We start from the raw sequence: 15448 nt of genomic DNA, 5'->3' as shown, positions 1-15448 counted from the left end.
GATGATTTAAGCACTTCATTTGACTCATCTAACTATGCTGAGTATGCATACATCTATCTATTAGATCCAAATGATAGCTTTAAAAATAGCGATTATATAACTAAAGATAATCACTTTGCACTATTTTTAGCAGATACAAATCGCAATCTTAAAAACGGAATAGAGGTATATAAAACTACTGAAGCATTCCTAGCTGATACATCTATTAAAGATGTTATAACAACTAAAAAGCCTGTAATTGGCGAGCCTAAACACTACAATATAAATGGAAATGATGTATTTGCAACTGATATAGCCTATCCACTAATAAATAATGGTAAATTAATCGGTATAGTAGGATATATGTATAATCTAAAATATATGACTACATATCTAGATAATAAAGAATTTAGTCTATTTGAAGGCGATGTACGCTACATTTTAAGTGCAGAATCTAGACTAGCTACTCATCACAATCCGCAGTATTGGGGTAAAAAACTAGGCGAGTTTAATACCAACCCTACAACCAAATTAGCTCTAGAGGCGATTCAAAATAAACGCGTAACTATTATCGATGAATACTACACTATCCGTGGTGAAGCAACCAAGGCAATTATCACTCCATTTTCTATTGGCGAGCTTGGAACTTGGTATATGCTTATCAATGCTCCGCTTGATGAGATTCAAAAACCGATGCGTATCTTAGTATATGAGATTATTGGGGTGTCAGTTGTAGTGCTTATTATACTTCTTGTTTGTGTTTATATGATTACTAATAGATTAGTTACTGCTAGACTTAGCCGTCTATCTGGACTGCTTTTAGCATTCTTTAAATATATCAACCACGAAGAAAAGCGTGCGCCAAATACTATACCACCTACATCAAATGATGAGATTGGCGCAATGGCATCAGCAATAAACTCTAATATCTTAAAAACTCAACAAGGTTTACAAAAAGATGCTGAGGCTATTAGTGAGGCAGCTAATACAGCTAAATCTGTAGAAAATGGCGACCTAACAGCAAGAATCAAACAAAATCCAAATAACCCTCAGCTAATCGAACTTAAAAATGTACTAAATAATATGCTAAATGTACTAGAGGCTAAAATCGGTAGTAATATGAATGAGATTCATAGAGTATTTGAATCATATAAAAATCTAAATTTTACTACTCAAATCATGGGTGCTAAAGGTGATGTAGAGACTACTACAAATATTTTAGGTGAAGAGATTAGAAAAATGCTAAACTCATCTGCTAGCTATGCTCAAGATCTAGCCAAACAAACTGATAATCTAAAAGAGTCAATGCAAAAGCTATTTGATGGCTCAAACGCTCAAGCAAATTCACTAGAACAATCAGCTGCGGCTATAGAGGAGATATCAAGCTCTATGAGTAGCGTAAATGATAGAACAACTGAAGTAGCCAGACAAGCAGAAGATATCAAAAACATAGTAGGCGTAATAAAAGATATAGCAGACCAAACAAATCTACTAGCACTAAATGCAGCCATAGAAGCAGCTCGTGCTGGTGAGCATGGTAGAGGCTTTGCTGTTGTTGCTGATGAAGTAAGAAAACTAGCTGAAAGAACTGGTAAATCTCTAAGCGAAATCGAAGTAAATGTAAATGTATTAGTTCAAGGTGTAACTGAAATGAGTGAATCTATAAAAGAACAAACTCAAGGTATCGCTCAAATCAATGAAGCTATCGCTCAATTAGAAAGCGTTACTCAAGACAATGTTACTGTAGCAAATGATACAAATACTATCACCGCTAGAGTAAATCAAATTTCAGCTAACATCCTTGATGATGTAAATAAAAAGAAATTCTAAAATCTCTTAGGGGAGGTCATCCTCTCCTTGATTATAAAATCTTTAACATAGTCTTATTAATTTGCTTTGATTTACTAAATTTAAATTATAAATTTTAGATATTTTGATTAAAAATCTTTAGATTAAAATTATTTTAAATAGTAGGTGAATTATTTTAAATCCCAAAAGATTGCCACGCTAAATATACGCAGCAATCAAATTTAATCTATTTTAGCCGTTCTAGACGCTCTTTTTTAGTGCCAATTTCAGTAATTTGTACGCCAAAGTTTCCATCAACGATAACAACCTCACCAAGCGCAATTGGCTTATCTCCTATTAATACTTCTAGCGGGTCATTAGCTAGCTGATTTAGCTCTATGACTGAACCAATATCCATTGATAATACATCTTTTAGTAGCATCTTTTTTGAGCCGATTCTTACACGGATTGGCAAACGCACATCTAAAATTAATCCGATATTTTTAATCTCATCACCAATATCATGTTTTTCACTTTTAGAGCCTATAGTTTTATTAAAGTATTTATAAAACGAATAATCAATACAAATACCTATCATTTCATTTAAATCCATTAGCTCAACAGGGTATAAAAATAACTTCTCAAATGAGCTAAAATCTAAAATTTGATTTTCATCGATATACTTTACAGCATTGATTGTAAATGTAATCTTTGGCATATCTTTGGCTGCTCCAAGACTTGTAGTCATAGCGCTTAATAAATTAGAAAATATCTCCTTGCTAGCATCTAGCTCATCATCGCCAATTATCGTACTACCACTTGGTTTTTCATCGCCTAGCATTAGATCATTTATTGCAGTTAATAAAACTGGTGTAGCTACTAAATTTATCTTACCCATTATATCGCCATTTAGTGTTACACTAGCGATTACGGCTGGAGTTTTGATACCATTTTGAGTTGGAGCATCATACTCTGCTCCTTCAGATATTACCGGTGTAACTCCGGTTAACCCTTCTATAGTTGCACTTAACTCATTTTTAAATATTTCAAAAAATCTAGTCATCATATTCATCCTCTTCTTTAGTTTCTTCTTCTGGTTCTGGCTCTTTATATGACATTAGTTTGGCTTTTCTCTCCTCTTCATATTGTTCTAGGATAGCCTTTATCTCATCACGATCAGTTTTGATTAACTGTTCTAGCTTGATAGATTTGCTAAAGCGGTGAATACCAATTTGAGCTAAGAATACCTCTTTTTTATCTATACAGACAATTGCTTTATCATCGGCATTACGATCAAGTCGCAAGATATCACCAACTTCTAAATTTAAAAATTCATTTACGCTAATTACGGTCTTTCCTAAAATCGCCTCATATAATACCTCAGCACGGCCAATAAGTGTTTTTAACTCTTTATTTCGGCTCTTTTTAGCACTAGTTTCACCTAGCATAATATCACGATTAGCCAAACGGCTAAGTATTGGCTCTAGATATATAACTGGATAACATAAGCTTATCATACCGCTAGAGTTTCCAATAATAATCTCCATAACAACCATAATAACAATCTCATTTTGGCTAACGATTTGGACAACATTTGGACTAGACTCTTTAGCTTCTACATTTGGATACATATCTGTAATCATTGCCCAAGACTCTTTTAAACGCTGCATAATAATACGCAAAATAGCATCCAAAAGATTAACCTCAATATCAGTTAGCTCCCTATTGTTACTCTCAAATCCATCACCATTACCACCAAGCAACCTATCAATCATAGGAAATGCGATACTAGGATTAACCTCTAAAACGCAGTTACCATCTAGCGGTTTAATAGAAAATACATTAAAGCTTGTTGGGCTTGGCAAACTCATTAAAAACTCGCCATAAGTCATCTGATCAACTGAGTGTAGCCTAATCTCAACAATACTACGCATAATGCTTGAAATTTGAGACGCAAGGTTTCTTGCAAGCTTATCGTGAATACCTTTGACAGCCCTTAGCTGCTCCTTACTAACCCTATTTGGGCGTTTAAAGTCGTAGATTACAACCTGTTTTGGCTCTTCCAAATTACGCTCAGATGAATTGCTGCTTTGACTATCGCCATCATCATCTACAACTTGCAAGAGTGCATCTATCTCTTCTTGACTTAGAATATCTGCCATTAAAAGCCTAGCCTTTCTCGAATTTTTATTATCAATCTTTTATGAATTTGACTAATTCTTGATTCTGTGATATTTAAAATTTCGCTTATTTCACTTAAATTTAACTCTTCATAATAATAAAGCTGAATCACCAACTGATCCCTTTGACTAAATTCACTCAAAACCAGCTTTATATGCTCGATTAGCTCCTCTTTTTCTATCTGTGCCTCGGTATCATAATCGCTTAATATATTAAACTGATCTTCTAACCTAAGAACAGATGTTAGATCGCTTAAGCTTCTAACCTCTTTAATCTTGCTTACATCTTCATTTAACGCACTAGCTAAATACTCATTACTTGGCTCATATTGATGTTTGCTATAGTACTCATCTACTAATCGATCTATATCTTTAACCAGTTTACGATTCTGTCTGCTTAGCGTATCTAAACTTCTTAGGTAATCAAGCATTGAGCCTTGAACTCTATGCTTTGCATAACCCCAAAAATTATCATTTTGATTTTTATCATAACTATGGCTAAGACGTACCATAGCCTCTGTACCAATACTTATTAAATCACTTACTTCAATCGAGCTTGGCAAACGAGATTTGAGTCTACACGCCATAGCTCTAAGAGCTGGCATATATGCGATTACTAGCTCATCTTGCTCTTTTTTTATCTGTGTTTTATAGGCTTCAAGCTGCTTTTTCTTTATTGGATTCATGCTTTTTACCTGATCTTTTGAGCTTTTGGTCTAGATGACGAATGAGTGTCTCTAACCTACGCTCCCTAACAGCAAGCTCTGTAAGCAAATAGTCGTTAACCTCTTCATGATGCTCTTTATTAAATATTTTTAAACCAATCCTTTTAGTATCTATATAATTCATCACTACAATATGAATAACAATATAAAAGAAAAATGTGATCAACAAAGTATATATAACAAACTCTACAGGCTCCTCGACTTTTACGACGACAAACATCAATCCAACAAAAAATCCACACACTGTAAAAAATGCTATATAATTATCTGGTCTCACGGTAATCCTTTTTTAAAACTGCTCCACTAAACGCTTAAAAAAGCCAGCAAAGCTTCTATCTTCACTGGTATCAAGCACTTTCCGTTCCAATTTCTCAAGGAGATTATTTGCTGCTTGCTTAAGCTGATAAGTAGCTAATGAATGCGGAGCTTCGCTGCTAAAAAGTGTCCGTATCTTAATGCTTCTAGATACAACCTTATCACTTGGAATCCAGCCTAAAAGATTTAAATTTAGCCTATGCGAAATATTTTTATCAGCAACAGTTTTTATAGTTTGAAAAATCTTTTGAGCTTCATCTGCGTTTTTAGTCTGGTTAATTAGCATAAAGACATCGCTTTTCATCTTTGAAATCACCTTGATAGTCGCATATGCATCAGTGATAGCTGCAGGATCGGGCACGGTTACAACGATAATCTCATCACACGCTTCTAAAAATACTTGCGTACTAGATCCAATCCCAGCACCAGTATCAATGATAACAAAATCCACATCTTTTAAAATTGAGGCTTGATTTAAGAACTTTTCGTATAAAAACTGATCATTAAATTTAAAAATCTCATCACCGCTCTCACCAGGAATTAATGTCAAATTTGGTTTAACTTTAATTAAAATATCTTCAAGCGGACACTCGCCTTTTAAAACATCTAGCATATTTTTGGTAATTTTCACATTTAGTAAAACATCTAAATTCGCAAGACCAATATCAGCATCAAATAATACTACTTTATAACCATTTGTTGCTAAAAGATTAGCTAAATTTGCACTAACTGTGGATTTACCTACGCCACCTTTTCCACTAGTAACTGCGATGAAATGGGTTGATTTTTTGATCTTTTGAGCTATCATTAACTCTCTTAATTTATCTGCTTGATCCATCATCCTCTCCTTTAAATCCATCTAAAACGCAACTAACCAAAAAGTCGCTCTTAGCTTCCATAATATCATCTGGGACATTTTGACCTGTTGAGAAGAAGCTCACCGGTGTACCAGTTTCATATATAAGTGAAAATATATTACCAAATATCTTTGTTTCATCAAATTTTGTAATTATAAGAGTATCGATTTCTAAAGTTGAAAAATTATTATAAATCTCTAGCAAATCATCAATTTTTGAACCGGCTGAAACGACTAAATTTACATCAACTTGATTACCGCACTCTTTTAAAAATGTATTAAGACGAGTTAATTTTTCCCTATCATACTGACTACTTCCCATAGTATCAATTAAAATTACATCGCAGTTTGATAAACTCTTAAGCGCTGAGCGAAAATCCTCAGGCTCAATCGCATCAAGAATTGGGATATTCATAATCTTAGCATATTGAAATAGCTGTTCAACCGCACCAAGCCTATAAGTATCAAGCGTGATAATTCCTGTCTTATATCTAATACTACCGCCATGAGCAAATTTATACGCAAGTTTTGAGAGAGTTGTTGTCTTACCTACGCCAGTTGGACCTACTAGCATCATAATTCTTTTCTTTTTAGGGTCAAAGCTTTCACTTCTACATGGCAACATATTACGCAAAAGTGAGTAGAAATATCTCTTTACAGTTACTGGATTGCTTTTCATCGATGATGGCATATTTTCGATTGTAGCTTGCATTATACCCTTTAGATGCTCGTACTTCATTCCACTTTGTTTGGCTAGCTTGTATATTGTAGAAAATTCAGGCGGAATAATTATATCGTCACGATTTTCAGCCTTATCATCCCATATCATATCAGCAATCATAGAGATTTTTTGATTTAGCTTACTTACCTCTTTGGCTACTTCATCAATCTTTTTGTCATATTCTGGGCTTTTATACTCGCTTAATTCGTTGCTTACCCCTGCTACTTTTCCAATCTCTTTAGCAACTTGAGATATATTTAATAATATATCATTATTATCTCTTGGTTTTTCTTCTATAGTATCTAGTCCGCCTTGTTCAAATCTTGATGCTGGGCGTGGGCTTTGGGTTGAACCAAGAGTATAAGCCTCAATTTGTTTTTGAATTTGATTGATTTGAGCCTGTTTTTTCTGTGCTTGGCTTGGCTTAGGAGTATCCTCTTCAACGCTAACTAAAATCTCATAAAGAGGCTTTTTATTTAGCGTTTTTGGCTGAATTTGCTTAGTTGTTACAAGCATAGCACTCTCACCACACTCCTCTTTAGCTTTCTTAAGTGCTTCAATCGCACTCTCTCCTGTAAAAGTCTTTAAAACTGTTGCCATCATATTCCTTTCATAAGACCTAATGGGATAAATACACTTGGGCGACTATTAGCTCCTGGGTGAGGTAGGATTAATTCTTCATTATTATAGCTTTTAGCACTAAAGTATAGTATATCCAAATCTAGTGTTCTAGGTGAGTTTTTAAACTCCCGTTTGCGTTTAAATCGCCTCTCAAATCTCTGCATAATCCTTAAAACTTCCCTAGCATATAAGGAAGTTTTAAGGATTATAACAGCATTTATATAATCTCTGCTAGCATAACCAAAGGCTTTATTTACCAGCATTGGTGAGCTTTGCACAATGGCAAATCTCCTATCTTTTAAAATTAAATTTAAAAATCTATCAAAAATCATAGAGGTATTACCGATATTTCCACCTAGACCAATAATTGCGGTATATTTATGTGGGGTATAATTGTTAAATTTGCGTGGGAAATAAGCGCTTTTTAACAACATTCTAGCTCCATCGATTTTAATTGTTTTCATTAAAGAACTTCGCACCCATCATTTGTAACAACTACGACATCTTCAATTCGTATACCAAACTCATTTTCTAAGTAGATCCCAGGCTCTATACTAAAGACCATTCCAACCTCTACTGGAGAGCTATTTCGTGGGCTAATTATTGGAAATTCATGAATATCAAGACCCACACCATGCCCTGTTGAGTGAAAAAACTTATCACCATAACCGCTTTTTGCAATAAATTCCCTAGCTGCTGCATCAATATCACACGCTCTAACACCTGGCTTTACCGCTTTTATAGCTAAATTTTGCGCCTCTTTGACTATCTGATATATCTCATTTTGCTTTGAATTTGTAAATTTTTGCTCCTTACTAAAGCTAAAACCATCTCTAAATTCAACCGTTCTAGTACGATCTGAGCAATACCGATGATATTTTACCCCAGCATCTACTAAAAGCAGATCGCTATCTTTTATACACTCATCTAGTGGAAGAGCATGTGCTTTGGCTGCATTTGCATTTATTGCAGTAATTGGATCAAAGCTAAGACCTAAATTCCCACCATCTCTTAAGATATTTCCAGCATTAAAGTTAATTAACTTCTCGCTCATTCCAGCCATTATCGCTCTAGCAAGCTCATCAAATTTACTAGCTCCAAGCTGCGCTGCATAGCGTAAAATCTCAATCTCATCACTACGCTTTATCTGTCGTTTTAACTTTGAGAATTCATTCTTTGCCTTGAAATTTATATGCAAATCACGACTTAACTGGCTAAATTCAAAATAGCTAAAATCACTTGGATTAAACATTAACTCCTTAATGCCAAAGCGGCGCAAAAGCAGCCTTGCATCTTTTATTATATCTTTTGATTCGATCACTTCGCAATTTTGCGCTACAGCCCTAGCCTCGATAGCATAGCGAGAATCGGTAATAAAAAACCCCCTCTGACCAAATTTGATAAAAATTTCATTATCGCAACTATAGCCGCACTCAAAATATACTGCGTTTTCGTTTTTTAAGATATAATTATGCATCATTTGATGCTGCATCCATTCGCTTAATTTGTTCAAAAATTTGAAGCATTCCAATCATAGCTAGATGATAACCAATTGGCCCAAATCCAGCGATATGTCCTGAACATACTGGCGCTATTAAGCTTTTATGGCGGAACTCTTCTCTTTGATAAATATTGCTAATATGCACCTCAAGTACAGGCAAACCAACTGAAGCAATAGCATCCCTAATAGCAATTGAAGTGTGAGTGTAGGCCGCTGGATTTATTATAATTCCATCAAATTCGCCTAAGCATTCTTGAATTTTATCTACGATTTCACCCTCAAAATTACTTTGAAAAAACTCAATCCCAACTCCAGCTTGATCAGCTACAGCTTTCATCTGCTCATGAATATTTTCCATTGTCATAACACCATAAATTTTGCGCTCACGCTTTCCAAGCATATTAATATTTGGCCCTTGGATTACCATAATTTTCATATTTTTCTCCGATAAAAAATTGCATGGCAATTATTTTACAAAATATTGGCTAAATTTTGGCTATAATGTACGCTTTTTAAGGAAAAAATATGAAAATATTAAAAGCTAAATTTATAATTTTATGTAATGAGAGCTTTGATGTGGTTCAAAATGGGGCAATTGCCTTTGATAAAACCATACATAAAATTGGCAAATTTGATGAGTTAATAGCTAGATTTAGTGATGCTGAGATTTTAGATTTTAACGATGATATTGCTATGCCTGCTCTTATAAACTCACATATTCATCTTGAGTTTAGTGCTAATAAAACTACACTTGAATATGGTGATTTTTTACGCTGGTTAAAGAGCATTATCGCTAATGGTGACACCCTAGCAAATAATGATAAAAATAGTGCTATAAAAAGCGCTATTGCAACACAGCTAGATGCAGGTGTTAGTACAATTGGAGAGATTTCTAGCTATGGTATTGATGCGCTACACTGCGCTAATTCACCTATTAGGACAGTATATTTTAGTGAAATTTTAGGATCAAATCCTGCCTTAATAGAACAACAATGGAATGGATTTTTAAAACGTTTTAATGTTGCAAATGAGCTAAAAAGCGATCTATTTATACCAGCTATTAGCGTACATTCACCTTATTCTACCCATATAGAATTAAGCAAAAAAGCCTTAAAATTGGCTAAAGATAATGGCATGATAGTTGCTACGCATTTTATGGAGAGCATACATGAAAAAATTTGGCTTGAGAATAGCAGCGGTGAATTTGGTGAATTTTTTAAAGGTTTTAATAAAAATGCTACGCCATTTTATACGCCAAAATCTTTTATAGAGCTTTTTGCTGATATTCAAACTCTATTTATTCACTCTATTTTTGCCGATAATTATATAAATTTAATGGATAAAAATCTCCATTCAATCATAAGCTGCCCAGTCTCAAACCGTCTATTAAGTTCTAAATTTAATCTACAAAATGCCTTAAACAATAACATAAACATAGCCTTTGCCACAGATGGTTTAAGCTCAAATATAAGCTTAAATATCTGGGATGAGCTGCGTGCTGGCCTAATGGCTCATAGTGATATAGAGCTTAGCAAATTTGCCACATTTGCACTAAAATCAGTTACTAGCAATCCAGCTAAAGCTTTGGGCTTAAACCTAGGTGAGTTAAAAGCTGGAAATATCGCTGATATCGCAGTTTTTAATGGGTTTGAATTAAGCGATATAAGTCAGCTTTGTATCGAGCTTATACTACATACTAAAAGCGCTAAAGCGCTATACATAAAAGGAGAAAAATGCAACTATTAAAAAGTATATTTGCCTTTATTAAAGGTATCTTTAAATTTATTAATGAGTATTTTAAAAGTATGATTTTTGTACTAATTGTTCTATTTATTATAGCTAGTAGCGGCGAAAAAAGTAGTGCAAATTTAATAGAAATTAGCCTTGAAGGGGCTATTATGGATGAAAGAGAGCTTTTAACTCAAATAGACTTAGCCAAAGATCCAAATATAAAAGGTGTGTTAATAAATATTGATAGCCCAGGTGGAGAGATGAGTGCAAGCGTAGCTATAAGTGATGCTATAAAAGAGCTATCCACACTAAAACCAGTTATTGCCTATGCTAGTGGAACGATGGCTAGTGGAAGCTACTATGCTGGTATTGGAGCAGATAAAATTTATGCTAATCGTGCTAGTTTTATTGGCTCAATAGGCGTGATAATGCAGACTCCAAATACCGAAGAACTAGCCAAAAAAATTGGAATCTCAACTCAAGTAGTAAAGGCTGGAGAATTTAAAGAGGCTGGCACATTCACACGCAGCTGGAATAGCGATGAGAGAGCAGCCTTACAAGGCTTAGTAGATAAGAGCTACGAATTATTTACCAGTGATGTAGCAAATGCCCGTGGGCTAGATTTAAACTCAAGCAAACAATGGGCAAATGCTAGAGTTTTTTTGGCTCAGCAAGCACTAAATTTAGGACTAATAGATGGTATTATGAGTATAAATAGCGCTAAAAAAGAGCTAGAGATACTAAGCGGTGTAGCTACTCCTATATGGTATGAAGCTCCAATGGTACAAAAATTTATAAATAACATCGCCAAACAAAGCGCAAATTTAATAATCACAACTTTAAGTCAAAGGAGCATATTGTGGCAGTGGTAGAATCCGTAAATATTGGTATTATCAGAGATTATGGTGATTTTCGTAGTGCTATGGATAAGCACTCAGTAAGTAGCATTGAGATTGATTTTACAGGTATAGTAGGCGATATGCTAAGCGATATAATCCATCATGGCGGTGAATTTAAAGCTGTCTTTGCTAATGCAGTAAGTAATTATGCAACTTTTAATAAGTTTGCTAGTAGAGAGCTTAAATTTGGACAGATGGGAGAGAATCTAAGCATCACTATATTAGATGAAAAAAGTGTGTGTATAGGCGATATTCACCAAATCGGTAATGCACTTTTACAGGTGAGCGAACCTAGAAAACCTTGCGTAAAACTAAGTAAAATTATAGCTAGTGGAATGACTAAATTTATATTTGAAAATGGGCTAAGTGGATGGTATTATCAAGTTTTAGAACCAGGAACGGTATGTCCAGGCGATAGTGTAAATGTAGTTCATAAAGATACAAATCAACTAAGTGTCATGGAGTTAAATATGCTATTTTTTGCCCCAAAAGATAATATAAATCTACTACAAAAGCTAGAACGAGTACATATACGAGATGAGTGGCGTGATAGTATTACAGCTAGACTAAAAGGGATTTATGATAATTCTTATATGGATAAACTCTAAGAAATACTATTTAAAAGATTATTATACCTAGATAATAAACCCTCGCAATGACTAAGCATTGCGAGTAAATTTAAGCTATTAAAGATTTAAATTTAAGCTACTGTAGTAGTCTTAATATATTTTGTTGTACAGCATTTGCCTGACTCATAGCATAGCTTCCACTTTGGGCTAGTATGTTAAATTTAGAGAAGTTTGCACTCTCACTAGCAAAGTCTACATCTCTTATTTGAGATTCAGCTGATTTTACATTTACTTGAGTAACTGTAATATTATTTATAGTAGCTACTAATTGATTTTGTACTGAACCTAGGTCAGCTCTTAGCTTGTCTAGACTTTTTCTAGCTGCTTCAGCTACATCAACCATAGCTTGAGCGCCACCATAAGTATTTACGCCACCGGCTTGGTCTGTCATTTGACCTGCATTAGAGGCTCCGCCATTAAAAAATCCCATTGCTTTAGCAATTGTAGCACTAATTGTACCAGAGTTCATATATTTTAAATTCACTGAAGCTTGATTATAAGTAGCCGATGCGATTGAAGCTTCGGTAATAGCTGCAGCCGTCATACCACTAATAGCTGACATACCATTTAAACCCACTTTAATATCTCTAGCATCTTGGCGAACAAATGTGATTTGACCCATTAACACAGTGCCAAGAGAAGCATTTGCACTACCACCACCTGCAGAAGCACCTGACAATCTACCGCCTAAAGCTGTATAGCTGTTTGAAAAAGTACCAATTCTTATAGCTCTACCATCTTTAGCAGCTAAAACTAATCTACCGTTATCTAGACTTGCTTCTACTCCGGTTTCATCTTTTTTAGCGTTAATTGCTGCAGTTAAAGCATTGTCGGCATCGTTTGCTTGGGTTTTAATATTTCCTATCATTACACCGTTAATTGCTAAGCCTTTAACATTTCCAGCTTTTACCGCTTCGCTAAAAATTTGAGTATTATTTACATTTACTTTTACACCAGTTTTATCTGATACACCATTCATCATATCAGCTACGGCTTTGTAACCATCTTTCCATAGATCGCTAGCTTCTATTTTTTGGAACACATAACCACTAGGATATCCATCAACACCACTAAGTTTTACAGTTAAACCTGCTGAAAAAGCTCCAGATATAACTGAAAATATCGCATTATTTGTAGTCTCAAACCTAGTATGCCCAATTGTATTTGAGTTTGTAGCACCTATGCTTACTTTAGCTGTTTCATTGCTATAAGCACCAATTTGGAAGTTTTTGTTTGAAAAATTTCCATTTAGTAGTTGTTGGCCATTAAAGCTTGTAGTAGTAGCTATCATATCTAGTTCTTCAAGAAGTCTGCTAATATCATTTTGAAGAGCTCTTCTAGAATCAGCATTTTGACCATCTTGTGCTGCTTGGATAGCTTTAGTTTTAATAGTATCAAGTATTTTAATCTGTTCATCCATAGCTTTATCTGCAGTTTGAACAATACCAATTGCATCATTACCATTAGATATGGCTTGACCTAAAGAGCTAGCTTGGCTTTTTAGTGAATCAGCAATAACAAGACCTGATGCATCATCAGCTGCTGTTTGAATTCTAAGACCTGAGCTTAGGCGACCAAGTGAGCTAGTAAGTTCTCTATCTGTGATTTGTGAGTTTGCGTGAGCATTCATCGCTGCGATGTTAGTATTTATTCTAAAGCTCACAACTTTTCCTTTGTGTTAAGATTTCCCTATAAAACTTAAATCCATTTAGGGGTTGTTTTTATTATATCGAACCAAATATTAAAAAGTTTATATATGGGGGGGGGATTTTGATAAATTTGAAGAAAATATTGCAAATTTTTAATAAATTTGAGAAATTTATTAAATTTAGATTATATATTGTAGATTTAGGCTAAGTGATTTTATAATTTTTAGAGTGGAATTTAGATTGGATTGGGTGAGATATTAAATATTATGGGGGTGTAATTAAATTTGTGGGTTTTGAGGTGGTTAGAGTAAAAATATATATTGTGATTGATTTAATGAGAGCGCCCCACAATAGAGTGGGGGCTTTAATAGTGCAACTTTTAATAGTAAGAGTTGTTACAATATAAAAAGCTAAATTTAAAATTTCTTTTTCTTAACCTCTTGCACAATTGCATTTGCAATCATATCAACTTCATTTGCTACTACATTGCTATCTTGTGCGATTTGTGTATTTTGTCTAGTTAGACCATCGACATTTACGATAGCTTCGTTAATTTGGTTTATAGCTGTTGTTTGCTCGCTGATACTTTGGCTCATCTCATTTATGCTTTGGCTTAGGATATTAACATTTGCTTCGATTTCACCTAATGATTTTTGAGTTCTTTCAGCTAGTTTTCTGACCTCATCAGCCACCACGGCAAATCCCCTACCATGCTCTCCTGCTCTAGCAGCTTCGATGGCTGCGTTTAGGGCTAATAAATTTGTTTGGTCTGCGATATCTCTAATTATTGTGATTATGTTTTTGATATCTTCGCTCTGTTTGATAACTTCACTAGCTCTATCATTTATAGAGTTCATTGAGCTACTCATCTCTTCAACTGCTGCGGCGCTCTCTTGTAGGGATTCGCTTTGGGATTTAGCACCTTCATTTAGTGATGCGACAAAGCCTTTTAGCTCATCGGCTTTATTTTGTAGGTTGTTTGCTTGTTCTAGATTTGCTCTTAGCATTTTAGTAACTTCATCGCCTAGTAGATTGGTAACTATCTCGACTTCGCCTTTTGGGTTTTCTATTCTTACAGTGAAATCTAGTTGTTTGAATTTATCAAATACACTTTGGATAGCGTTGATATCGTTACCTACTTTTTGCTCTAAGACATCTAGCATTTTGTTTAGGACATTTTTAAGTTTTAATAGCTCTGGTGAAGCTGGGTTTAGAGTGATTCTAGCGGTTAGATTTCCGTTTTCTACTTCGCTAGCTCTTTTTAGAGACTCTTCAACAGCTTTTGAGTCTTTGTCTAAATTTGATTTTACGATTACGATATTATCGTTGATGGCCTTAGCCATTTGGCTGATTTCATCGTTATTGGTGATGACTGCTAGGCGAGCATCGGCTCTTTTGTGGTTTAAGAAATCAAAGAAATCTGATAGTAAGGCTCTGATATTTTCTATTCTAGAAATTAGCATTTTTGTAGCGAAGAATAGGAAAAATCCACCGATTATGGCGACGATGATACCTACAACTACTAGGCTATTTCTAGCTGATGAGACTTCAGCGAAAATCTCTCTAGTAGGGACTAGTGTAGCAAGACCCCAATTCTCATCTATATTATGCATATCTATTTTAGATAGGTTGAAGTGAGCGTGCTCTTGTAAATTTTTGCTCATAGCTGCTACTGTAGCGTAATCAACTTCTTCATTATTTAGGACTGGGAGTAGTTGAGTTAAATTTGGATTTACTTGTTGGATAGCTAATCCCCTATTTTGTGGGTTAGGACTGGCTACCATTATACCTTTGTTTGAGACTAAGAAGCTTGTATCGCTTTTGTATAATTTAATCTCTTTTAATCTATCTATA

General features: G+C 34.6%; 13 protein-coding genes and 2 pseudogenes. 4 read left to right on the top strand and 11 right to left on the bottom strand.

The window, feature by feature from the left end:
- Window positions 1–1428: 1428 nt before the first annotated feature.
- Window positions 1429–1809 (top strand): annotated as a pseudogene (locus CIGN_RS08500) (methyl-accepting chemotaxis protein); the annotation flags it as partial.
- A gap of 205 nt (window positions 1810–2014) precedes the next feature.
- On the opposite strand, the gene fliY reads toward CIGN_RS08500, so the two are convergent.
- Genes fliY through aroQ form a run of 9 tightly spaced genes read right to left on the bottom strand, consistent with a single transcriptional unit; the run spans window position 2015 to window position 9122 of the window.
- On the bottom strand, window positions 2015–2833 hold the full coding sequence (gene fliY, locus CIGN_RS01720; protein ID WP_181892514.1) for a flagellar motor switch protein FliY: 819 nt from the start codon (window positions 2831–2833) through the stop codon (window positions 2015–2017).
- Window positions 2823–3929 carry a flagellar motor switch protein FliM gene (gene fliM / locus CIGN_RS01715; protein ID WP_086225640.1) on the bottom strand — a complete coding sequence of 369 codons (1107 nt, stop codon included), beginning with the start codon at window positions 3927–3929 and terminating at the stop codon, window positions 2823–2825. The genes fliY and fliM overlap by 11 nt, the downstream gene beginning before the upstream one ends.
- Entirely contained in the window at window positions 3929–4633 is a 705-nt protein-coding gene (locus tag CIGN_RS01710; RefSeq protein ID WP_086225638.1) for an RNA polymerase sigma factor FliA, read from the bottom strand. The genes fliM and CIGN_RS01710 overlap by 1 nt, the downstream gene beginning before the upstream one ends.
- Complete coding sequence (locus CIGN_RS01705; protein WP_086225636.1) at window positions 4605–4949, bottom strand: hypothetical protein; 345 nt, start codon at window positions 4947–4949, stop codon at window positions 4605–4607. The genes CIGN_RS01710 and CIGN_RS01705 overlap by 29 nt, the downstream gene beginning before the upstream one ends.
- Before the next feature lie 12 nt (window positions 4950–4961).
- Window positions 4962–5825 (bottom strand): MinD/ParA family protein, encoded by an 864-nt coding sequence (locus CIGN_RS01700; protein WP_309543863.1) that lies wholly within the window; start codon window positions 5823–5825, stop codon window positions 4962–4964.
- Window positions 5809–7164, bottom strand: a complete 1356-nt coding sequence (gene flhF / locus CIGN_RS01695) for a flagellar biosynthesis GTPase FlhF (protein ID WP_086302055.1) — start codon at window positions 7162–7164, stop codon at window positions 5809–5811. The genes CIGN_RS01700 and flhF overlap by 17 nt, the downstream gene beginning before the upstream one ends.
- Window positions 7164–7649, bottom strand: a complete 486-nt coding sequence (gene folK, locus CIGN_RS01690; protein ID WP_086240759.1) for a 2-amino-4-hydroxy-6-hydroxymethyldihydropteridine diphosphokinase — start codon at window positions 7647–7649, stop codon at window positions 7164–7166. The genes flhF and folK overlap by 1 nt, the downstream gene beginning before the upstream one ends.
- On the bottom strand, window positions 7649–8662 hold the full coding sequence (locus CIGN_RS01685; RefSeq protein WP_086230033.1) for a M24 family metallopeptidase: 1014 nt from the start codon (window positions 8660–8662) through the stop codon (window positions 7649–7651). The genes folK and CIGN_RS01685 overlap by 1 nt, the downstream gene beginning before the upstream one ends.
- Complete coding sequence (gene aroQ / locus CIGN_RS01680; protein WP_086225630.1) at window positions 8655–9122, bottom strand: type II 3-dehydroquinate dehydratase; 468 nt, start codon at window positions 9120–9122, stop codon at window positions 8655–8657. The genes CIGN_RS01685 and aroQ overlap by 8 nt, the downstream gene beginning before the upstream one ends.
- Before the next feature lie 89 nt (window positions 9123–9211).
- Between aroQ and mqnF the strand changes: the two genes are divergently transcribed.
- The 3 genes from mqnF to CIGN_RS01665 are packed head-to-tail and all read left to right on the top strand — an operon-like array spanning window position 9212 to window position 11924.
- Window positions 9212–10432: an aminofutalosine deaminase family hydrolase gene (mqnF, locus tag CIGN_RS01675; RefSeq protein WP_086302054.1), complete on the top strand. Its 1221-nt coding sequence runs from the start codon at window positions 9212–9214 to the stop codon at window positions 10430–10432.
- Entirely contained in the window at window positions 10420–11289 is an 870-nt protein-coding gene (sppA, locus tag CIGN_RS01670) for a signal peptide peptidase SppA (RefSeq protein WP_086239089.1), read from the top strand. The genes mqnF and sppA overlap by 13 nt, the downstream gene beginning before the upstream one ends.
- Window positions 11277–11924, top strand: a complete 648-nt coding sequence (locus CIGN_RS01665) for an MOSC domain-containing protein (RefSeq protein WP_236844773.1) — start codon at window positions 11277–11279, stop codon at window positions 11922–11924. Before sppA ends, CIGN_RS01665 begins: the two co-directional genes overlap by 13 nt.
- 97 nt (window positions 11925–12021) lie before the next feature.
- Here CIGN_RS01665 and CIGN_RS01660 read toward each other — a convergent pair whose 3' ends face one another.
- Window positions 12022–13608 carry a flagellin B gene (locus CIGN_RS01660; protein ID WP_086302053.1) on the bottom strand — a complete coding sequence of 529 codons (1587 nt, stop codon included), beginning with the start codon at window positions 13606–13608 and terminating at the stop codon, window positions 12022–12024.
- Window positions 13609–14010: 402 nt separating this feature from the next.
- A pseudogene (locus tag CIGN_RS08495) lies at window positions 14011–15024 on the bottom strand (methyl-accepting chemotaxis protein); the annotation flags it as partial.
- Window positions 15025–15448 lie beyond the last annotated feature (424 nt).

Source organism: Campylobacter devanensis (assembly GCF_002139915.1).
Taxonomy (GTDB): domain Bacteria; phylum Campylobacterota; class Campylobacteria; order Campylobacterales; family Campylobacteraceae; genus Campylobacter; species Campylobacter devanensis.
This window is presented reverse-complemented; position numbering and strand designations above follow the sequence as displayed.